This is a genomic window from Burkholderia arboris (genome assembly GCF_902499125.1).
Classification (GTDB): Bacteria; Pseudomonadota; Gammaproteobacteria; order Burkholderiales; family Burkholderiaceae; genus Burkholderia; species Burkholderia arboris.
In genome coordinates, this window is record NZ_CABVPX010000011.1 from 120634 (window position 1) to 141669 (window position 21036).

General features: G+C 69.0%; 20 protein-coding genes. 9 read left to right on the forward strand and 11 right to left on the reverse strand.

Annotation, left to right across the window (positions count from 1 at the left end; all coding sequences use genetic code 11):
- The first annotated feature begins 96 nt into the window (after positions 1-96).
- Entirely contained in the window at positions 97-762 is a 666-nt protein-coding gene (locus BLA15945_RS15670) for a response regulator transcription factor (protein WP_174992850.1), read from the forward strand.
- The gene (locus BLA15945_RS15675) at positions 749-2170 is read left to right on the forward strand and encodes a sensor histidine kinase (RefSeq protein ID WP_174992851.1); all 1422 of its coding nucleotides are present in this window, start codon (positions 749-751) and stop codon (positions 2168-2170) included. The genes BLA15945_RS15670 and BLA15945_RS15675 overlap by 14 nt, the downstream gene beginning before the upstream one ends.
- Positions 2171-2207: 37 nt before the next feature.
- On the opposite strand, the gene BLA15945_RS15680 is transcribed toward BLA15945_RS15675, so the two are convergent.
- Entirely contained in the window at positions 2208-2654 is a 447-nt protein-coding gene (locus tag BLA15945_RS15680; protein WP_174992852.1) for a hypothetical protein, read from the reverse strand.
- Positions 2655-2740: 86 nt separating this feature from the next.
- Complete coding sequence (locus BLA15945_RS15685) at positions 2741-3385, reverse strand: TetR/AcrR family transcriptional regulator (protein WP_174992853.1); 645 nt, start codon at positions 3383-3385, stop codon at positions 2741-2743.
- Between BLA15945_RS15685 and BLA15945_RS15690 the strand changes: the two genes are divergently transcribed.
- Positions 3351-4016 (forward strand): DinB family protein, encoded by a 666-nt coding sequence (locus BLA15945_RS15690; RefSeq protein ID WP_233464240.1) that lies wholly within the window; start codon positions 3351-3353, stop codon positions 4014-4016. The genes BLA15945_RS15685 and BLA15945_RS15690 overlap by 35 nt on opposite strands.
- A 14-nt stretch (positions 4017-4030) precedes the next feature.
- Here the strand turns inward: BLA15945_RS15690 and BLA15945_RS15695 are convergent, their stop codons facing one another.
- From BLA15945_RS15695 to BLA15945_RS15715, 5 genes are read right to left on the reverse strand one after another with little or no spacing between them, the layout of a single operon-like run.
- On the reverse strand, positions 4031-4795 hold the full coding sequence (locus BLA15945_RS15695) for an ABC transporter ATP-binding protein (RefSeq protein ID WP_059237577.1): 765 nt from the start codon (positions 4793-4795) through the stop codon (positions 4031-4033).
- Positions 4792-5649 (reverse strand): ABC transporter ATP-binding protein, encoded by an 858-nt coding sequence (locus BLA15945_RS15700; protein WP_174992855.1) that lies wholly within the window; start codon positions 5647-5649, stop codon positions 4792-4794. The genes BLA15945_RS15695 and BLA15945_RS15700 overlap by 4 nt, the downstream gene beginning before the upstream one ends.
- A gap of 11 nt (positions 5650-5660) precedes the next feature.
- Complete coding sequence (locus tag BLA15945_RS15705) at positions 5661-7472, reverse strand: ABC transporter permease (RefSeq protein ID WP_174992912.1); 1812 nt, start codon at positions 7470-7472, stop codon at positions 5661-5663.
- 39 nt (positions 7473-7511) lie between these two features.
- Positions 7512-8705, reverse strand: a complete 1194-nt coding sequence (locus BLA15945_RS15710; RefSeq protein ID WP_059237580.1) for an ABC transporter substrate-binding protein — start codon at positions 8703-8705, stop codon at positions 7512-7514.
- Positions 8706-8718: 13 nt separating this feature from the next.
- Complete coding sequence (locus BLA15945_RS15715; RefSeq protein WP_174992856.1) at positions 8719-9000, reverse strand: hypothetical protein; 282 nt, start codon at positions 8998-9000, stop codon at positions 8719-8721.
- A 60-nt stretch (positions 9001-9060) separates the two neighbouring features.
- On the opposite strand from BLA15945_RS15715, the gene BLA15945_RS15720 reads away from it, so the two are divergent.
- Genes BLA15945_RS15720 through BLA15945_RS15735 form a run of 4 tightly spaced genes read left to right on the forward strand, consistent with a single transcriptional unit; the run spans position 9061 to position 12660 of the window.
- Complete coding sequence (locus BLA15945_RS15720; RefSeq protein WP_174992857.1) at positions 9061-10074, forward strand: LysR family transcriptional regulator; 1014 nt, start codon at positions 9061-9063, stop codon at positions 10072-10074.
- Positions 10071-11495, forward strand: a complete 1425-nt coding sequence (locus tag BLA15945_RS15725; RefSeq protein ID WP_174992858.1) for an NAD(P)-binding domain-containing protein — start codon at positions 10071-10073, stop codon at positions 11493-11495. Before BLA15945_RS15720 ends, BLA15945_RS15725 begins: the two co-directional genes overlap by 4 nt.
- Before the next feature lie 44 nt (positions 11496-11539).
- Complete coding sequence (locus BLA15945_RS15730) at positions 11540-12070, forward strand: CMD domain-containing protein (protein ID WP_174992859.1); 531 nt, start codon at positions 11540-11542, stop codon at positions 12068-12070.
- The gene (locus BLA15945_RS15735; protein ID WP_059237584.1) at positions 12067-12660 is read left to right on the forward strand and encodes a peroxidase-related enzyme; all 594 of its coding nucleotides are present in this window, start codon (positions 12067-12069) and stop codon (positions 12658-12660) included. The genes BLA15945_RS15730 and BLA15945_RS15735 overlap by 4 nt, the downstream gene beginning before the upstream one ends.
- A 35-nt stretch (positions 12661-12695) precedes the next feature.
- Here the strand turns inward: BLA15945_RS15735 and BLA15945_RS15740 are convergent, their stop codons facing one another.
- On the reverse strand, positions 12696-13127 hold the full coding sequence (locus tag BLA15945_RS15740; protein ID WP_059237585.1) for an Lrp/AsnC family transcriptional regulator: 432 nt from the start codon (positions 13125-13127) through the stop codon (positions 12696-12698).
- Between the two features lie 295 nt (positions 13128-13422).
- On the opposite strand from BLA15945_RS15740, the gene BLA15945_RS15745 reads away from it, so the two are divergent.
- Both BLA15945_RS15745 and ctlX read left to right on the forward strand, forming a co-directional pair.
- Positions 13423-14502 carry an ornithine cyclodeaminase gene (locus BLA15945_RS15745; protein ID WP_059237586.1) on the forward strand — a complete coding sequence of 360 codons (1080 nt, stop codon included), beginning with the start codon at positions 13423-13425 and terminating at the stop codon, positions 14500-14502.
- A gap of 59 nt (positions 14503-14561) precedes the next feature.
- Positions 14562-15563: a citrulline utilization hydrolase CtlX gene (gene ctlX / locus BLA15945_RS15750; protein ID WP_174992860.1), complete on the forward strand. Its 1002-nt coding sequence runs from the start codon at positions 14562-14564 to the stop codon at positions 15561-15563.
- A gap of 85 nt (positions 15564-15648) precedes the next feature.
- Here ctlX and BLA15945_RS15755 read toward each other — a convergent pair whose 3' ends face one another.
- From BLA15945_RS15755 to BLA15945_RS15765, 3 genes are read right to left on the reverse strand one after another with little or no spacing between them, the layout of a single operon-like run.
- On the reverse strand, positions 15649-18393 hold the full coding sequence (locus tag BLA15945_RS15755; protein WP_174992861.1) for an Hsp70 family protein: 2745 nt from the start codon (positions 18391-18393) through the stop codon (positions 15649-15651).
- Between the two features lie 5 nt (positions 18394-18398).
- Entirely contained in the window at positions 18399-20240 is a 1842-nt protein-coding gene (locus BLA15945_RS15760) for an Hsp70 family protein (RefSeq protein WP_174992862.1), read from the reverse strand.
- Positions 20237-20827, reverse strand: a complete 591-nt coding sequence (locus BLA15945_RS15765) for a DUF2760 domain-containing protein (protein ID WP_059237590.1) — start codon at positions 20825-20827, stop codon at positions 20237-20239. The genes BLA15945_RS15760 and BLA15945_RS15765 overlap by 4 nt, the downstream gene beginning before the upstream one ends.
- Positions 20828-21036: the final 209 nt, after the last annotated feature.

Genomic DNA, 21036 nt, shown 5'->3' on the forward strand with positions numbered 1-21036 from the left:
CTTCCGGCTCGACACAGGTTATCGATCGAGTCTGAGAAAATGCTGACATCCCGGCCCCGGGAAAACCCCTAATCCACCTACCTGCAAAACGGCACCATGCGCATTCTCGTCGTGGAGGACGATGCCGAAATCGGCGCGGCGATCCGCAGCCGCCTGGCGCGGCTCGGCCACGCGGCCGATCTCGAAACCGACGGCGCGACCGCGAACGGACTGCTGCGCGTCGAGCGCTTCGACCTCGTCGTGCTCGATGCGAACCTGTCCGGCATGGACGGCTTCACGGTCTTGCGCCACTTGCGCGCGTCGGGCAGCACGACGCCCGTGCTGCTCGTCACCGCGCGCTCGGCGATCGACGACCGCGTGAGCGGCCTCGGCCTCGGCGCCGACGACTACCTCGTGAAGCCGTTCGACTATCGCGAATTCGACGCGCGCGTGCAGGCGCTCCTGCGCCGCAACAGCGGCCATGCGAACGACGTGCTGACGCTCGGCGGCCTCGTGATCGACCGCAGCAGCCGCCTGGCGGAGCTCGACGGCCAGCCGCTGTCGCTGTCGCGCCAGGAGTTCGCGCTGCTCGAAATCCTCGCGAGCCGGCCGCAGCGCATCTTCTCGAAGGACGAACTGCTGAACCAGCTGTTCAGCTTCGGCAACGAGCCGACCGCGAACGCGGTCGAGCAATACGTGACGCGCGTGCGCAAGAAGCTGCAGGGCAGCTCGGTCGAGATCCGCACCGCACGCGGGATGGGGTATCAGATTGCCGCGCATTGACTGGTTCCCGAAGACGCTGTTCGGGCGGACGCTGCTTTTCATCGCGCTGGTCGTCGCGACCGGCGCGCTCGCGCTCGCGGCGATCGCGCGCTACTACGCGGGCGTCGCGGCCGAACGCGCCTACGACCAGTTGCTGGCAGGCGCATCGATCCAGGTCGCGGAGAATCTCTACGTACAGGGCGGCGTACTCGCGCTGAATCCGCCCGTCGCCGCACTGTCGACGCTGTCGCGCTACGACCTCGTCTATTACAAGGTCGTCGATTCGCGCGGCATCGTCGTGGCCGGCTACAACGATCTCGCGAGCCCCGCGACGCTCGCCGCCGCGAAACAGGGCCCCGCATTCGCGAATGGCGTCTACCAGGGGCACCGCATCCGCACCGCGACGATCGCACGCTACATGCCCGAGGAAAGCACGCCGGGCTGGGCGCTCGTGACGGTTGCGCAAACCACCCACGCGCGCCAGCAGCTCACGAACGACATGAGCATCAAGGTGTGGACGCTGATCCTGCTGATGAGCGTGCTCGCGATCGGCGCAAGCGGTCTCGCGATCCGGCGCGGCCTGCGCCCGCTCGCGCAGATCGGCACGATCATCGCCTCGCGCGATCCGGCCGACCTGCGGCCGGTGGCCGTCGATACGCCGAGCGAGATCGACGCGATCATCGGGTCGATCAACGGGCTGATGCGCCGCCTCGCCGAACGCATCAACGCGATGCAGCGCTTCATCGCCGACGCCGCGCACCAGATGCGCACGCCGCTTGCGCGGCTCGACGCGCAGATCGAGCTGCTCGACGGCGAATCCGATCCCGCGCGTCACGCGGCGCGGCTCGATGCGCTGCGCGCGACGTCGTCGGACGTCGGCCGGCTCACCGGGCAGTTGCTCAATCATGCGATGGTGATTCATCGCACCGAGGTCGTGCCGCTGCAACCCGTCGAACTCGTCGCGCTCGCGAAGGAGGTGCTGGGCCGCACGATTCCGCTCGCGGGCGAGCGCGACGTGGCCGTTGCGTTCGCGAGCGATGCGTCGCTGGCATGGATCGACGGCGACGCGATCAGCCTGCAGGAAGCGCTGTCGAACGTGCTGCACAACGCGCTGCTGCACGGTCATGCGGACGACATCGTCGTGTCGGTCGCAACCACGGGCAATGCCGACGGCGCGGTCACGATGACGGTGACCGACAACGGCCGCGGGATCCCGCGCGAGCATTGGGAAGCAGCACTGCAACCGTTCGTGCGGATCGCGCCGGACGGCAGCGAGCGGCGCACGGGGTCGGGCCTCGGGCTGGCGATCGTGCAGGAAGTGATGAAGGCGCACGGCGGGCGCGTGGGGTTTGCGTTTCCCGATGCGGGCGGGTTTTCGGTGGTGCTGACGTTCCCGCGCGCAGCGGGAACCGACGCGAAAAAGGCATAAGCCGTCGAATCAGTGCCGTGCCACGCGCAGCCGACGCTCAGTCGTCGTTGCCGTCGTCGAACCGGTTGCGCTCCGCATGCCGCGCCACCAGCTCGTCCAGTTCGTCGTACCGGCGATCGCAGAACAACCGGCACAACGTATCGACATCCGCGCGCGCGTCGACGTCGATCGTGTCGACGTGCTGCTCCAGCTTGCCCTTCCCGATCCCGAAGAGACCCTTCTTCATCCGCATGGACAGCGCATTCAGCTGGAAGCCGTCCGAATGCGCGTCGCTCAATGCTGTCACCCACAGCTCGCGCTGATCGTCGGCCTGCTGCAGCACGAGCGCCGGAAACGGGCCGTCCTGCGTCTCGTTCCATTCAACGTGCTGGGCCGCCCACGGGAACGCATCGAAGGCATGAACGAACGACGCATAGTCGGTCGCGCCTTGCTGATCGAGCTGATTGAAATCGTAGCCGACTTTCTGGATGGAGTAGGTCAACATGACGCGGCAGCCCCCGTGGCGTTCGAGATCAGGAGACCGTCAATCTACCCTGAATTTCGGTATCCGTGATGATTTTCCCGCGCCGCTCATGAACGCGAATTCGTGGTCGCAGCACATGGATCTTCGACGTAACGGCGCGCCAGCCCGACGAGCTCGCGCTTCAGTTTCGGATCCGTCAGCAGCCCGCGCCGGGCCGCGTTGTGCACGACGCCTTCGAGCGCGGACGACAGCACCTGCGCGGTCAACGTGTCGGCCTTGACCGGTGCACGCCCGCGGCACGCGGCAACGATCAGCGCATACCGGCGCAAATATTCCTTCTGGAACGTATCGTAAGCATCCTTCGCACCGCCCGGATCGGGCAGATCGAGCAGCACCCGGTGCAGCGCGGGGTAATCGCGGTGCGCGGCGATCAGATCGCCGATCAGGCCTTCGAGCCGGCGCCCGGCGCTCGCCCGGCGGTCATGCGCGCGCTGCAGCACGGCGAGCACGTCGTCGAAATGGCGACGCCGGATCGCATCGACCAACGCGAGCTTGTTCGGGAAATACTGATACACGGAGCCGATGCTCACGCCGGCGACCTGCGCGACCTCGTTGGTCGTGAATCCCGCCCAACCGTGGCGGTCCAGAACGCGAGCCCCGGCCGTCACGATCACGTCCACCGTCGCGCGCGAGCGGGCCTGGCGCGGGGCTTTCCGCATCGCGGCGGCCGCCCCGGAAACGCGAGTGGACATGCGGACTCCGACTGAAAATAATGGTGGCGAAGCTCACATATTAGGTGAAACCGACAAGGAAACGACCATGAGCGCGAACGCACTCCTGTCCCGCATGCTGCGCTACCAGGCATGGGCCCATGACGAAATGCTCGAGGCCGTGTCGGCGCTCGACCCGGTGCAGCACGCGGACACGCGCCATCTCGCGCTGCGGCTGATGAATCATTGCCTCGTCGTGAACCGGATTTTTGCCGCGCACCTGAGCGGCGAGCGTCATGGGTTCGCGTCCGACAACACGCCCGAAACGCCGGAACCCGATGCGCTGCGCGCGGCATTTGCCGCGCTCGATCGCTGGTACCTCGACTATGTCGAGACCGCTACGCCCGACATGCTGTCCGAGTCGATTCCGTTCGCCTTCACCGACGGCGACAACGGCGCCATGACGCGCGAAGAGATGCTGACCCATGTCGTCACGCACGGCGGCTACCATCGCGGCGAAGTCGGCAGACTGATGATCCAGGCGGCCGCGCGCTCGGCGCAGGATATCAGGCTCCCGTGGGACACCTACGCCGTTCACCTGCACCGGACGGAGCCCGGGCGCAGGCTTGAACGCCGGATCGATGAGGCGGCCCCGACGCATGCCGGGCGATGAAGGCGGTACGCCTGCTACGCCGCCACCGCCTCCCCGCCCAGATACGCATCGCGCACGCGCTCGTCGTCGAGCAGCGCCTTCGCGGGCCCTTCGAGCACGACGCGCCCCGTCTGCAGCACGTACCCGTAATGCGCGATCTCGAGCGCGAGGCTCGCGTTCTGCTCGACCATGAACACCGTCACGCCCTGCTTGTTGATCGCGTCGATCAGTTCGAGCACCTTGTCGACGTAGAGCGGCGACAGCCCCATCGTCGGCTCGTCCATGCAGATCAGCTTCGGCCGCGCCATCAACGCGCGCGCCATTGCGAGCATCTGCTGCTCGCCGCCCGACAGCGTGCCCGCGCGCTGCGTCAAGCGCTCGCGTACCCGCGGAAACAGGTCGAGCACGCGCTCGACATCCTCGGCCACGGCCGTGCGATCGCCACGCGTGTAAGCACCCATCAGCAGGTTTTCGCGCACGCTCATGTCGCCGAACAGCCGCCGCGCCTCGGGTACGGCCGCGATTCCGCGCCGCACGCGCTGCGGCGTCGCGAGCGTCGTCACGTCGTCGCCGTCGAAACGCACGACACCGCGGCGCGGCCGCATCAACCCGAGGATCAGCTTCATCGTCGTCGACTTGCCGCTCGCGTTGCCACCGAGCAGGCTGACGATCTGCCCGCGGCCGACTTCGAAGTTCACGTCGAAATGCACCTGCACGGGCCCGTAGTACGTGTCGAGGTGTTCGAGTTTCAGCAGCGCGTCGGTCATCGTCGTAACGGATCCGGAAGAAAGCAGGGTCATGCCGCCGCCTGCGCAGGACGATCGGCCCTCGCGCCGCCCGCATGGCGGCGGCCGAGATAGGCTTCGATCACGCGCGGATCGTGCCGCACGTCGCGCGGCGCACCTTCGGCGATCTTCACGCCGTTGTCGAGCACCATCACGCGGTCGGATACGCGCATCACGAGTTCGAGCTTGTGCTCGATCAGCAGGATCGTCAGGCCACGCGCCTTCAGCGACTGGATCAGCTGCAACATCTCGGCCGTTTCCGTCTCGTTCATCCCGGCCGTCGGTTCGTCGAGCAACAGCAGGCGCGGATGCAGCGCGAGCGCGCGGCCGATCTCCACGCGCCGCCGGTTCGCATACGACAGGCTGTGTGCCGGATGATCGATGCGCGGCGTGAGCCGTTCGCCGAACCCCGCGACGATCGCGCGCGCCTCTTCGCGCAATGCGGCTTCCTCGCGCCGCACCGACGCGGGCCGCACGAGCGCGCGCAGCACCTCGGCCGCCGCGCCCAGCGCGGGCCAGCCGGGCCGCGCCGCCCGCAGCCGCGCATGCGCGCCGATCAGCACGTTGTCGAGCACGCTCAGGTTGCCGAACACGCGGCCGTGCTGGAACGTGCGCGCAATACCGAGCGCCGCCAGCCGTTCGGGCGCCGTGCCCGTGATGTCGCGGCCGTCGAACGTCACGCGGCCCGCATCGGGCCGGTCGGCGCCCGCGATCAGGTTGAACAGTGTCGACTTGCCGGCGCCGTTCGGCCCGATCACGCTCAGCAGCTCGCCGTCGGCGAGCGTCAGGCTCGCGTCGTCGAGTGCGGTCACGCCGTCGAAGCGGCGCGTCAGGCCCTGCACGTCGAGCAAGGGTTGGGGGGTCGTCATCGCATTCCCTCTTACACCGTACCGAGCAGGCCCTGCGGCCGGAACCGCACGAGCAGCAGCAGCACGAGGCCGTAGATCAGCATCCGGTAGTCGGCCGCCCAGCGGAACAGTTCGGGCAGCCCGATCAGCGCGATCGCGCCCGCGATGCTGCCGGGCACGTTGCCGAGCCCGCCGAGGATCACCATCGTCAGCGCGAGGATCGATACCTGCGAATCGAAGGTCTGGTGATTGATGTAGCTGTACAGGTGCGCGGCAATGCCGCCGCTCACGCCGGCCGCGACACCGCCGACCGCGAACGCGATCGCCTTGTAACGGTTCGGCGCGATGCCGTGCGCCCGCGCGGCGACATCGTCCTCGCGCACCGCGCGCAGCGTGCGACCCAGATGCGAGCGCAGCAGCCGCGCTTGCACGAGCGCAAACCCGACGAGCACCGCGAACGTGAACCAGTACGCGGCGCGCGCGGTCGTCGCCCACGGCAGCGGCGCGATGCCGGTGATGCCGAGCGGGCCGCGCGTCAAGCCGTCCCAGTTCAGGATCACGAGGCTCACCACTTCACCGATGCCGAGCGTCGCGATCGATACATAGTGCCCGCGCAGCCGGAATGCCGGATAGACGAGCAGCGTGCCGAGCACAGCCGTGATGACGCCCGCGCACGGGATCGTCACGGCCGGCGGCCAGCCGAGATCCGACGACAGCAACGCCGACGCATACGCGCCGATCACGAGCAGTGCGGCATGGCCGAGCGAAATCTGCCCGACCGTGCCCGCGACGAGCGTGAGGCTCAGCGCGAGCAGCCCGTACAGCCACGCGTTGGTCAGCGTCTGCAGCACATAGGGCGACGCGCCGAGCCACGGCAGCACGGCCGCCAGCGCGATCAGCGCGACGAGCACCGGACGCGGCACGCGCACGGCTTTCGCGGCCGCGAGGAACGTGCCCGTCATCGGCTCGGGCGGCAGCGCGCGGTTCGCGCTGAACAGGCCGTTCGGCCGCCACACGAGGAACACGATCAGCAGCCCGAATGCGAACAGGTCGCGATAGCTCGTGCCGAACAGCGCGACGCCGTAGCTTTCGACGAGGCCGAGCAGCAGGCTGCCGGCGATCGCGCCCGGCACGTTGCCGAGCCCGCCGATCAGCAGCGCGACAACGCCCTTCAGCGTCGCCTGGAAACCCATCGCCGGATCGATGCTGTTGTAGTACATGCCGACCAGCAGCCCGCTCACGCCGCCGAGCGCGCATGCGATCGCGAATACGGTCTGGTTCACACGATCGACGTCGACGCCCATCTGCAGCGCCGCATCGCGATCCTGCGCGGTCGCGCGCACGGCCCAGCCGAGCCGCGTGAAACGCAGGAAGCCGTACAGCAGCGCGGCCGCCGCGATACCGATGCCCGCGATCAGCAGGTCGAGCGAGCCGAGCGTCGCGCCGGCGATCCGCACGTGCCAGTCGGGCAGCGGCGTCGGCACCGCGCGCGGGTCCGCGCCGAATGCGAGCTGCGCGAGCTGGTCGAGGATGAAGCTGATGCCGATCGTCGCGAGCAGCGGCGCGATGCGCGCCGCGTGGCGCAGCGGCCGCAGCCCGATCCGCTCGATCGCAACGCCGAGCGCGCCGCAGCCGGCGACGACCGCCGCCAGTGCGACCGGCAGCGGCAGCCCGAAGCGCGTCAGGCACAGCCAGCCGATGAACGCGCCGACCATGTAGACCGAGCCGTGCGCGAAGTTGATCAGGTGCGACACGCCGAAGATCAGCGCGAGCCCGACCGCGAGCAGCGCGTAGATGTTGCCGACGATGAGGCCGTTGAGCGTGTAGTCGAGCCAGGAAGCCATCACGATGCGTCCGTCACTTGCATGCGGTTCATGTCGGGTTCAGCGCGCCGCGAGCTGCGGCTTCGCGCCATCCCACAGCGCCCACTGCCCCTGCTTCACGACCAGGTACACGGTGCGCGCGCCTGCAACACGGCGTGTCTGCGGATCGAAGCGCACCTTGCCGAAGATCACGCTCGGCACGTCGCCGACCTTCGCGAAGCCGTCGTGCGCGGCCTGGCGCGTCGTGCCGTAGCGGCGCAGCACTTCCGCCGACAGGATCAGCGCGTCGTACGCACGCGCGACGAACGAATCGGGATCGGCATGGAATTTCGCGCGATAGCGCTGCACGAACGCCTGCACCTCGGGGCGCGGCTCGGCCGGGAAGAAGTTCGATTCCGTGTAGACGCCTTCGACGGCCGTGCCGCCCAGCTCGAGAAACTTCGGCGAATACACGGAGCCGACCGCCGCGATCGGCAGCGTGACGCCCGACGTGCGCGCCTGCCGCACGATCTGCGCGCCGTCCGCGTAGTACGAGATCAGCACGATCGAATCGGGCTTCGACGCGCCGATCCGCACGAGCGTCGAGCGGAAATCCTTCTCGGCCGGCTGGTAGCCCTCGGCCGCGACGACCTGCGCGCCGAGCCCGGCGACCGCCTTCGCGAAGATGTCCTTGCTGGTGCGGCCCCAGTCGGTGTTCAGGTACAGCACCGCGATCCGCTTGAAGCCGAGTTCCTTCACCGCATAGCGTGCGAGCAGCGGCTGCTCTTCGGCCTGGCTCAGCGCGGTGCTCCACAGATAGTCGCCGCCCTTCGTGAAATCCGGATGCGAATTCGTAAAGCCGAACTGCACCAGCTGGCCGCGCTGATAGATCGGCGACGCGGCCATCGACGTCGCGCTCGAGAAGTCACCCAGCTCGATCGCGATGCGCGGATCGGCGACGAACTTCTGCGCGATCGCCACTGCCTGACGCGGGTCGCTGCGGCTGTCCTGGAAGTCGATCGCGAGCGGCCGGCCGTGAATGCCGCCGCTGCCGTTGATCTCGTCGAGCGCGAGATCGAAGCCGCGCTTCCATTGTTCGCCGTATTGCGCGTCCTGGCCCGTCAGCGGCCCGCTCACGCCGACCACCACCGGCTCGCCCGACACGCCCGCCGCGAGCGCGCCGCCGGCCGACAAACTCCATGCGGCAGCGAGCGCCGCCACCGTGCCCAGTACGCGCCGCCATGCGCCGCGTGTGTCGTTCCCCGAAACGTTCATGCGTCCCCCAGCTTCAATCGGTCGAAAAGAGTGAGGGCATGTAACCATCCGGTTCAGGACGATCCAACGAAGTTTTGCGCATATCGATATCGCGTGCGACGCGAAGCGGATCACATACGCGAACGGTCATCCGTTCGACCCGCTTTGCACGCTGCATCGACATACGTCGCATCGCGTTGATTCGATGGGTGTTTCCTTCGGGTCGCCCCACACATTCGGTGCGCATGCGTGTGCAACCGGCCACCGCAGCGATCACACGCTTCGCAGTTTTCACGCTGTCGATAGCAAAAATCATTATATGAATCACGCATGCTCACACTCCTACAATGCGCAAATCGCATCATCGGAACGCGTCATGGAGCTGCATCAACTCGAAGCCTTTTCCGCGGTCATGTCGGCCGGCAGCGTGACCGGCGCGGGCGAATTGCTCGGCCGCTCGCAGCCGGCCGTCACGCGGCAGATCCAGGAGCTGGAAGCCGATCTCGGCTACGCGCTGTTCGACCGGCACGGCCCGCGCGTCACACCGACACGGCGCGCGTTCCTGCTGTACGAGGAAGTCGAGCGCTCGCTGGTCGGCCTGCGCGCGATCGAGGCGCGGGCACGCGCGCTCGGCAACGAAACGGCCGAACCCGTGCGCATCGCGGCAACGCCGTCGCTCGCGGCCACGCTCGTGCCGGCCGCGCTCGCCGCGCTACCCGACGACGCACACGCGCCGCATTACCAGTTGCGCAGCGAATCGGCCGAGCATGTCGTGCACGAAGTGCTGGCCGGCACGGCGGACGTCGGCGTCGTCACGCTGCCGATGGCGCATGCCGGGCTCGACGTGCACTGGATCGCACAGACCCCTTGCGTCGCCGTGCTGCCCGCCGGCGATCCGCTCGCTGCGAAGCCACGTATCGCGCTGCGCGATCTCGCGCGCCGTCGCATCGTGACGGTCGCGAACCGGCACCGGCTGCGCCAGCGGATCGACGCGGCGTTCGCCGCCGCGCGCGTCGATGCGCGCGTGTTCATCGAAACCAATGCGTCGCTGAATGCGGTGATGGCCGCGCGCGCGGGCATCGGAATCGGCATCGTCGATCCGGCGACGGGCGTCGCGCTGCCGGTGGACGGCGTCGTCGCACGCCCGCTCGACGTCGACATCCCGTTCGCATTCGGCGTCGCAACCCCGGCGGGCAAGCCGCGCACGGCCGCCGTCGATGCGCTGCTCGACGCGCTGCATCGCACGACGCGCGCACTGCTCGACGACGTGATCTTTCACGACGCCGCCGCGCACGATGCGCTGCTGCGCGGCGACCGGCTGCGCAGCGAGCGGGCCGCACGCCCGCCACGCGCCGCACGTGCGCGCCGCACACGACCGGAGGCCGCGTGACGACACCGCTCGACGCACTCGAAGCACGGCTCGCGCAGGATCTGCGCTGGCTCGACCTGCCCGCGCCGTCGTGGGTGCCGCCGCGCGAAGCGGACGGCGCACGCGTGCTCGACGTCGCGATCGTCGGCGGCGGCATGGCGGGGCTCGCGGCATCCGCCGAACTGCGCCTGCTCGGCATCGACAACCAGTGCGTGATCGACCGCGCGCCGGCCGGTTATGAAGGCCCGTGGGTCACGTTCGCGCGGATGGAAACGCTGCGTTCCCCGAAACAACTTGCCGGCCCCGCGCTCGGCCTGCCCGCGCTGACGTTCCGCGCGTGGTTCGAAGCGCAATTCGGCCGCGACGCGTGGGACGCGCTCTACAAGATTCCGCGCACGCAATGGATGGACTACCTGCGCTGGTATCGGCGCGTGCTCGACCTGCAGGTGCGCAACGACACGACGCTCGTCGCGCTGCGCCCGCGCGACGACGGCCTGCTCGCGCTCGACGTGCGCGGCAACGGCGAGGCGCAGACGCTGCTCGCGCGGCACGTCGTGCTCGCGACCGGCCGTGACGGTCTCGGTGGCCCGTATGTACCGCCCGTCGCGCAACGCGCACCGCGCACGCGCTGGGCCCATTCATCCGAGCCGATCGACTTTGCGGCGCTCGCAGGCAAGCGCGTTGGCGTAGTCGGTGCGGGCGCGTCCGCATTCGACAACGCGGGCACCGCACTCGAAGCGGGCGCCGCGCGCGTCGACCTGTTCTTCCGCCGCGCGGACATCCCGCGCATCAACAAGCTGACCGGCATCGGCAGCCCGGGGCTCGTGTACGGCTATGCCGATCTCGACGACGCGACGAAGTGGCGCTTCATGCACTACGCGCTGACGTCGCAAACGCCGCCGCCGCGCGACAGCGTGCTGCGCGTATCGCGCCACGCGCATGCGCATTTCCATGCGGGCAGCCCGATCGAGACGCTTGCCGGCCACGCGGGCGGCCTCGATGTGACGACGCCGCGCGGACGTTACACGGTGGACTTCCTGATTTTCGCGACCGGCTTTCATTCGGACTGGACGACGCGCGCGGAATTCGCATCGTTCGGCGCGCACGTGCGGCGCTGGAAGGATCGCTATCGACCGGAACCGGATCTGCGGCTCGACGAGCTTGCCGAGTCACCCGACCTCGGCCCCGCGTTCGCGTTCCAGGAGCGCGAGCGCGGGGCATGCCCGGCCGTCACGCGTATCCATTGCTTCAACCATGCGGCGAGCCTGAGCCACGGCAAGCTGTCCGGTGATATTCCGGCGATCAGCGCGGGCGCGAAGCGGCTGGCGCGCGGTATCGCGAGCCGGCTGTTCGACGCCGACCGCGACCGCCACTACGACGCGCTCGTTGCTTACGCGAATGCCGAACTGCAAGGCGACGAATGGCGCGACGCCGATGCGTGACCGCGCGCCATCGATCACACCGACGAAGAAGGAAAAACGAAACGATGACTGATTCCATCACGCCGGCCGCCGTGCCGGATACGATCGACGCGGTCGCGGGCCTGCGCGACGGCGACGCCGTCGCCGCGCTGCGCCGTGCACGCGCCAAGGTGCTGCTGCATACGCAGTTGAGCGAAGCCGCGTTGTTCGATCCCGCATTGCCCGATCTTTCGCTGGTCGAGCGGCTGCATGCGGCACGGTATGTCGCGCGGAAGTCGAATGCATCCGCGCTGGCCGACACCTATCGCGCCCGGCTGCTCGACGCGGGCGGCTCGGCCGGCGACATCGAACAGGCCGATGCCGACGCGTTCGACGCACTGCCGCAACGCGTTGGCGCGATCCTCGCGCACGCGAAGCGCCTGGCGCTCTCCGCTGTCGATGCGCGCGCATCCGATCTCGACGCGCTGAAGTCGGCCGGCCTCACGACGCCCGCGATCGTCGCGCTGTCGCAGCTCGTGGCGTTCGTCGCCTATCAGTTGCGCGTTGCCGTTGCCGCCCGTGCGCTTCAGGCACGCAAGACCAGGGAGGCTGCATGACGACGGCAACGCACGGCTTCACGTCCGACACGCTCGGCTGGCGCGCCTGGCTCGACACGGTCTCGCTCGATGCCGCGACGCCCGATCAGCTTGCGGTGCTCGAAGCGAGCCACCCGCAGGCGAAGACGTCCGACTACTACCTGCTGCTCGTCCATCTGCCCGAGATCCTGCGACAACGCTCGGGCGTGTTCAACGCGATCATGTACGGTCCCGGCGGACTCTCACGCGCCGAGCGCGAACTGGCCAGCACGGCCGTATCGCGCGTGAATGGCTGCGTGTATTGCGCGTCGGTGCATGCGCAGCGCTTCGCGCAACTCGCGAAACGCACCGATGCGATCGAGCAGGTGTTCGACGATCCGGCGACGGCCGGCACGACGACGCGCGAACGCGCGATCGTCCGTTATGCGATCGCATTGACCGAACACCCCGATGCGATCGACGAACGCGCCATCGCGGCGCTCGAAGCCGAAGGGCTGACGCACGAAGAGATTCTCGATCTGTCGCACGCGGTTGCGATCTTCGCGTGGGCGAACCGGCTGATGCTGACACTGGGCGAACCGGTGTTTCCGGAACCGGCGGCCAGCGCCTGACTGCACGGAAAGACGGGCTGCGGGCCCCGCCCGCGTTACGCCTTGTGCGTCGACAGCAAGATACTCGTCTCGGTATTCGCGATCCCGTCGATCAGCCGGATCGCACCGAGCACGCGATCGAAGTGCTCGAGCGAATCGGCATGCAGCTCGGCGACGAGATCCCAGCGCCCGTTCGTGCTGTGGATCGACGCGACGTTCGGATGCCCGCGCAGCACCTTCACCACCTCCGCGCCGCGATTGCCCTGCACCGCGATCGACATCAGCGCGCGGATCCGGTGGCGTTCCGCCGCCGGCTTGAGCCGCACCGTATAACCGACGATCACGCCGTTTTTCTCCAGCCGCGTCAGCCGGTTCTGCACGGTCGCACGCGCGACGCGCAATGCCTTCGCCAGCGCGACGACGGGCAGTCGCGCGTTGTCGCGCAGCAGTGCGATGAGCTGACGGTCGACGTCGTCGAGCGTGATCATGAACGGGCTTCCAGTTGAGCGTGAGCCGGCCGCCAGCGTGCCGGAGACTGCGCATTCCGGCCAGTGCAAACCGGACACATTGCCGGAATGGGCTGGCAATTTGCCAAGTCTATCGAGAAATCTGCCACTTTTGCTGTCTTTTTGTTGGCTCGACTCACGGAAATAATGACTCCATCGACCGGCCGACCACGCCGCGCCGAGGCTTTTCCAGGAAGCCCGGACGCGCGCCGAAGCCCCGCCCGGTCGACCAGAACGCCAGGACACCCGTACCGGCACTGAATATGGAGACAGACCGATGACCCGCTTCCTCGACGTTCCCGCCACCGCCCGCCTGATCGCCAGGACCGGCGTGACGACGTTCCTGCGCGAACTCGTCGACACGCTGCGCGCCGATTACCTGCACTGGGCCGATTTCGACAAGTCGCCGCGCGTCGCCTGCCATTCGCGCGACGGCGTGATCGAGCTGATGCCCGTCGCGAACGCGTCGCTGTTCGCGTTCAAGTACGTGAACGGCCACCCCGTCAACGCGGCGCGCGGCATGCACACGGTGATGGCGTTCGGCGCGCTCGCCGAAGTCGATACCGGCTACCCGCTGCTGCTCGCCGAACTCACGCTCACCACCGCGCTGCGCACGGCCGCCACGTCGGTGCTCGCCGCCCAGCTGCTGGCGCGGCCCGATTCGCGCAAGATGGCGCTGATCGGTAACGGCGCGCAGAGCGAATTCCAGGCGATCGCGTTCCACACGCTGCTCGGCATCGACGAAATCCGCGTATTCGACGTCGATCCGCTCGCGACCGACAAGCTCGTGCAGAACCTCGCCGCGTATCCGGCGTTGCGCGTCGTGCGCGCGGCATCGACCGCCGACGCCGTGCGCGGCGCCGACATCGTGACGACCGTCACCGCCGACAAGGCGTACGCGACCATCGTCACGGCCGACATGATCGAGCCCGGCATGCACCTGAACGCCGTCGGCGGCGATTGCCCCGGCAAGACCGAGCTCGAAGCGGGCGTGCTGCACGCAGGCCGCGTGTTCGTCGAATTCGAGCCGCAGTCGCGCATCGAAGGCGAGATCCAGCAGATGCCGGCCGACTTCCCCGTCACCGAACTGTGGCGCGTGCTGCAACGCGAGACGACCGGCCGCGAACGCGCGGATGAAGTCACCGTGTTCGATTCGGTCGGCTTCGCGCTCGAGGATTACTCGGCGCTGCGCTACCTGTACGCGCTCGCGCAGCAGCACAACGCGGGCGTCGAGATCGCGCTGATTCCGCCGGCCGTCGATCCGAAGAACCTGTTCGCGCTGATCGACGACCCCGCTGCGATCGCGCAGGGTCACGCTGCGTTCGTGACCGAAGCCGTCGCCGCGTTCGCGCGCTGACCGTCATCCGCGGGCGGCCCGTGCGCCGCCCGTTTTCCTGCCCTTCGCTCCTGCCTTTCATGAATCTCGTATCGATCCAGGCGCCGGCCGCCGTCGTGATGATCCGGCCGCACCGCTTCCTGCCGAACCCGCAGACCGCGGCCGACAATGCGTTCCAGCGCACGGCCGGCGGCGGCGCGGGCGACACACCGTCGGTATCGGCCGCCGCGCGCGACGAAGTCACGGCCGCCGCGCAGACGCTTGCCGACGCGGGCGTGCGCGTGCACGTGTTCGACGACCACGGCGAGCGCGACACGCCCGACTCCGTGTTCCCGAACAACTGGTTCTCGACGCATCCGGGCGGCCATGTCGCGCTGTTTCCGATGTACAGCCCAAACCGCCGCCGCGAGCGGCGCGCGGACGTGATCGAGATGCTGAAGGCCGAGTATCGCGTGCAGGACGTGATCGACTACTCGGGGCTCGAATACGACGACGTGTTTCTCGAAGGCACCGGCGCGATGGTGCTCGACCACGTCGCACGGATCGCGTACACGGCGCGTTCGCGCCGCGCCGATCCGGTCGCGCTCGAACGCTTCTGCACGAACTTCAATTTCGAGCCGATCTGCTTCGATACCGCCGATGCGAGCGGGCGGCCGATTTATCACACGAACGTGATGATGAGCGTCGCGACCGAATTCGCGATGGTCGGCCTCGACCTGATCGCCGACAGCCGGCGCCGCGGCGAAATCGCACAACGCCTGACCGAAACGGGACGCGCGGTGATCGCGCTCGATCAATCGCAAATCGAGAATTTCGCCGGCAATACGCTGGAACTGTCGGGCAAGGACGGCCGCGTGCTCGCGCTGTCGCGACGTGCGTTCGATTGCCTCACGCGCGACCAGCGAACGGTGATCGAACGCTCCGCGCGGCTGCTACCGCTCGACGTGCCGACGATCGAACTGGCCGGCGGGTCGGTGCGCTGCATGCTCGCGGGGATTCATCTCGCGCGGCGTCATGCGGCGCACGATGCGCCGGAAATCGAAGCAGTGGACCGGCAACGCGAAGCGGTATCGCACGCCTGAAGGGAAAGCGCATCGGCCTCACGTTACCGCCGACGCAACCGGATGCTTCGACCTGCGAACGAGGCCGAAGCATCCTGCACGCCGTTCAAACGGCCAGCAGCTTCAATCCGGCCGGCAATGTCTCACCGAACACGCGCACCGTATCGGCTTCGTCGAATGCGATCGCTTCACGCACCATGTCGATCCAGGCCGACGATGCATTCGCAGCCGACAGGCGCTTGATGACCGCCTCGCGCATAGCGTCGGGCAAATCGCGCGAACGATCGCCGGTCATCCGCGCAATCTGTGCGGCCGCGAACGCGGCCGGCTCGACCTGTTTCCAGTCGAGCGCGAACAGCGCATCGAGCCAGCCATTGGCCACTTCCGCCGGCACCACACTGTGCGCGCTGCCGTAGAACGGCCGGCGCGCACCGATCCGCCCGAGCGCCCACGCGCAAAGCGCACGCTCGGCCGGCTTCTGCAGTTGCGCGATCAGGCGCTCGGCCAGTTCGACCTTGCGCTCGACCGGCAGCCGTTCGAGCGACGCGGACAGCCGTGTCATGTCGGCCGGGCCGACCTTGCCCGGATCGAACGGCAGCTTGCGGCGCTTGTCGTCCGACGGTTCGAGGAACGCGATCGCGTCACGCACCTGCGTCTGCGCATCGTCGTCGAGGCCGCCGGCCACGCGCCGCCACAGCGTCCACCACTCGGACCACACCTGTCCGTCGGTCACGTATTGAATCCCGTCGTCGAACAGCGGCCACAGCTGCTCGATGCGCCATGCATCGAGCGGATGACCGAAACCCGGACGCAGGCAATAACCGGCAAGGTTCAGCCACGCGCGTTCGTGATCGGCCGAGCGGCGTCGGCGCCGTGCGCGCGCGAGCAACGCGTCGAACAGTTCTCGCGCGAGCGCCACATCCCACGCTTCGCGCGCGCCGAGCACGTGCTCAAGTTGTACGCGTAACCGGCGCGTGTCCTTCGGCGTCACGTCCGCGGCCTTGCTGCCGAACGAGCGCTCGATCAGCTCGATCGCCTGGTCGAGCCGCGGATGCCGCGCGGGCCCGGCATCGTCGCCTTGCACCGGCGCATCGCCGCGCAACTGGAATTCGAGCCGCCAGCGGCGCGCCGCGTCGTCGGTCGCGATGCAGTGCATTTCGAGCGTGCCGACCTCCGTCAGCGACGCGGTGAGCTTCACCGGCGTTTCGCGTGCGTCGCTGCCCGCCTTTGCGTCGACGACCGTCGCGATCGGCGGCAGCCGCACGAAATCGCCGCCGTCGAGATCGACGAGATCGCCGGGTTGATACTTCGTCTCGGCCACCGTCGACACGAGGTGGAAACGCACCGGCTGTCCGAGCTGCAACGCGAACGTGCGATCGTCGAGCCGGATCTCGCGGCCCTCTTCCGTACCGCGCGGCAGCAGGCAGACGCCGCGCGCGGCCGAATCGGCCGCACCGTCGTCGAGCACAAGGAAATAGCTGCGCGCGGAGCCGCCGCCGATACGGGGCGCACGCCCGGCTCGCGCAAGCCCGTATGCGACGGCACCACGCGCGACGGCCACATCCGGATGCGCGTTGTGCAACACGTCGAGCGGCGCGCCGCGCCACGCGCCGAGCGTCTGCGCGAGACGGCCGGCGAGCGCGCCCGCGCGGAACACGCCGCCGTTGAGCAGCAGCGTGTCGGGCAGCGGGCCTTCCGCATGACGGTTCAGGAATGCGGCGACGTGCCGCGTGACGGCCGCGTCGCTCGCATACGGCAGCCCGAATTCGACGATCGCCGCGCGCGCACGGCGCGGCAGCTCGCCGGCTTCGACCTGCGGAAAGAAACCGTCGACGACGATCTGCTCGACTTCCTGCCGCGTCAGCTCGGCCGAGCGCGCGCCGCCGACGAGCTTGCTGCCTGCGCCGAGCAGCGTGACGGTGACGGACGCCGGCGCGTCGTCGCCGAGCAGCCGCTCCTTCGCCGCGCGGCAGCGCTCGACGAGCTGCGACAGGCTCGCGGCCGACAACCGCGTGCCGGGCTCGGTCAGCCGCGTTTCGACCAGGCGCGCAAGCGCGAGGTCCATGTTGTCGCCGCCGAGCATCAGGTGATTGCCGACGCCGACGCGCGTAAACGCCGGCTCGCCGTCGTCGCCTGGCGCAACATCGACGAGCGTGAGGTCGGTCGTGCCGCCGCCGACGTCGCAGATCAGCACGCGCCGCGCGGCGGCAAACGTATCGCGCAGCGTGTCGCGCTGACCGTACAACCAGTCGTAGAACGCGGCCTGCGGCTCTTCCAGCAGCCGCAGCGCGGGCAGCTTCGCGCGCCGCGCGGCCTCGATCGTCAACGCGCGCGCGCCGTCGTCGAACGACGCGGGCACCGTCAGGATCACGTCCTGCTGCGCGAGCGGCGCATCGGGAAAGCGCGCGTTCCACGCATCGAGCACATGCGCGAGATAGCTTGCGCTCGCATCGACCGGCGACACCTTGTCGACGCCGTCGGCCGCGCCCCACGGCAGGATCGCCGCGAGCCGGTCGACCGCTGCGTGCGACAGCCAGCTCTTCGCGCTCGACACGAGCCGGCCCGGCACCTGCGCGCCGAGCGTGCGCGCATAGCGGCCGATCACGGCCGGCGGCACACCGGCGGCGTTCGCCTTCGCATCGGCCGCCCACGGCAGCCGCAACGCGTCCGGCGGCAATTCGCCGGCCGCCGGGTGATAGCGCACCGACGGCAGCAGCGGCTGCGCGGCCACCGCGCCGGGGCCGACCAGTTGCTCGACGTCGAATACGCGGATCGCGTCGGAACCGGCCTCGACGTACGCGACGACCGTATTGCTCGTGCCGAGGTCGATGCCGACCGTATAACGCTTCATCGCGCTCAGGCGGCGCCGCGCACGTCGAACTCGACCTTCCAGCGCTCGTTCGTGCCGCTCGGGATCGCCTCGAGTTCGAGCGTGCCGGCTTCGGTCACGCGCGCATGCAGCTTCACGGGCACGACTTCGCCGATCGTGCGCCCTTCGGCGGGCAGCGTCGCCTGGATTTCTTCCAGTTCCTGCAGCTCTTCCGGCGACCAGTAGTCGAGCAGCGTGCCGACCTGGTCCTGGCGGCGCACCGACGAACCGAAGAAGCGGAACTGCACCGGTTCGCCGACGACGAGGCCGAACTCCTGCGGCGGCAGCGCGGCGTCGGAGCCTTCCTCCATCCCGAACGGCGCGACGCACAGCGCCTGCACCGGCGGTTCGAGCCCCGGCACCGCCGGCATCGCCGACTCGATCGCGACGTAGTACGCACGCGCCGTGCCGCCACGAATGCGCACGCCGCGGCCGCGCTTCACAAAGCCGTAGTACGCCGCGCCGCGCGCGACCGCGAGGTCGAGATCGGCGCCTTCGAGCAGGCGCGCGGGCGGCGCGCCTTCGGCGGCCAGCCAGCTGTTGAGCGTATCGAGCACGCGCTGCGTGAGCAGCGTCGACTTGAACACGCCGCCGTTGAACAGCACGGCGGTCGGATGCAGGAACGTCGCGCCCTGCGGCAGCGTGCGCTGCACGCCTTCGAGCGAGTCGAGCGCCGCGACCTGGCGGCCGAGGAACGCCGCGAGATGGCGCGTGATGCCCGCGTCCTGCGCATACGGCAGGCCGAGCTGCGTCAGGCCGACCCGCGCGCGGCTCACCGGGCGCGCAGCGGCATCGACCTGCGGGAAGAAGCCTTCGAGGATCGTCTGCGTGAGTTCGGCGCGCGTGAGCTCCGTGCGGATCGAGCCGCCGATCAGCTTCGAGCCGCGGCTCGGCACGACGAGCGGCACCGCATCGGCTGACGGGTCGGACAGCAGCGTTTCCTTCGCGGCGCGGCACGCGTACGTGAGCGCGCGCAGTTGCCACGGATCGGCTTGGGTGCCCTGCTGCGCGAGCTTGCGTGCGACCACGTGCGCGAGCGCGAGGTCCATGTTGTCGCCGCCGAGCAGGATGTGCTCGCCAACGGCCACGCGATGCAGTTCGAGATTGCCGTCGCGCTCGACCACCGCGATCAGCGACAGGTCGGTCGTGCCGCCGCCGACGTCGACGCACAGGATCAGGTCGCCAACCTGCACCTGCTTGCGCCAGCCGCCCTGGCTCTTCTGGATCCAGCTGTACAGCGCGGCCTGCGGCTCCTCGAGCAGCGTCATCCGCGAGTAGCCGGCGGCGCGTGCCGCCTCGGCCGTCAGTTCGCGCGCGGCCGGATCGAACGACGCGGGGATCGTGACCGTTACGTCCTGGTCGGCGAACGGCGCATCGGGATGCGCGTGGTCCCACGCTTCGCGCAGGTGCGTCAGGTAGCGGATCGAGCTTTCCAGCGGCGACACGCGCGACACTTCCGGCGGCGCATCGCTCGGCAGGATCGCCGCGCGGCGGTCGACGCCGGGGTGGCACAGCCAGCTCTTCGCGCTCGACACGAGGCGGATCGGCGTGCCGGCGCCGCGCGTGCGTGCCATTTCGCCAACCGCGAAGGCGCGCGATGCCGTCCACGGCAGCGTCAGGTCGCCCTGCGTCAGTTCGCTTTCATGCGGCAGATAGAGGAACGACGGCAGCAGGTCGCGCGATTCCAGCGCGCCGGGCGCGGTCAGCTGCGCGATCGGCAGCACTTGCTGCGTGATCTTTTCGCCGTCGCTTGCGCTGCTGTCGACATACGACAGCGCGCAGTGGGTCGTCCCGAGGTCGATACCGATCGAATAGCGCGGATCGCTCACAGTTCCACCTCCGCCGGTGCGACCACCGAAGCGTCGTGGCTGCCCGTCAGCTTCGGCAGGCGCACGTCGGCCACACGCCAGCCGCGATGGCTGACCGTGCCCGTGAACGGTGCCGAGCCGACCACGTTGCCCGTCACGCGCACGGCCGTCGCGTCGAAGCCGGCCGGCAGCGTCACGCGGCTGCCTTCCGCTTCATCGCGCACCGGCACGATCGTGAAGTGTTCGCGCAGCGCAGCGCGGCAGCCGTCGTGCACGAGGCGAGCGGCGGCACCGATATCGGCGTCCGCGTAGCCGGCGATGTCTTCCTCGACGAAATCGATGAAGCGCGCATCGCGCTGCAGCAGGCCGAGCAGTTGCAGCGCAGCCTGCGGGCTCGCTTCGCGCAGCTCGGGCGCCGGCGCCTTCACGGGTGCGGGCGCCGGTGCAACCGGCGCGGCAGCCGGGGCCGGGGTCGGCGCGACCGGCGCCGGGGCGCCATCGCGGACGCGCAGCACGCCGGCCGCGAACTCGCGGTTGCCGAGCACGGAGAAGAACGTGCCGACGGCCAGCGACAGCCGGCCGAAGAAGGACAGGTTGGATTCGGGCATGGGGTCTGGACTCCTGTGGGCTCGCGACATGGCGAGCGATCTTGCCTGGGCGCCGGGCGGCGGCGTGCGGATTGCGCACTGCCGCCGCCCGGCGCGTGATTCGGTCGCGCCCTCGCGGGTGCGGAAAACCCGTATTTTGCCCTGTGGCGGGCGAACCGGGCAGAAGTTGGGGGACAGAACATCGCGGCACGGCAGTTTCAGCCGCGCCG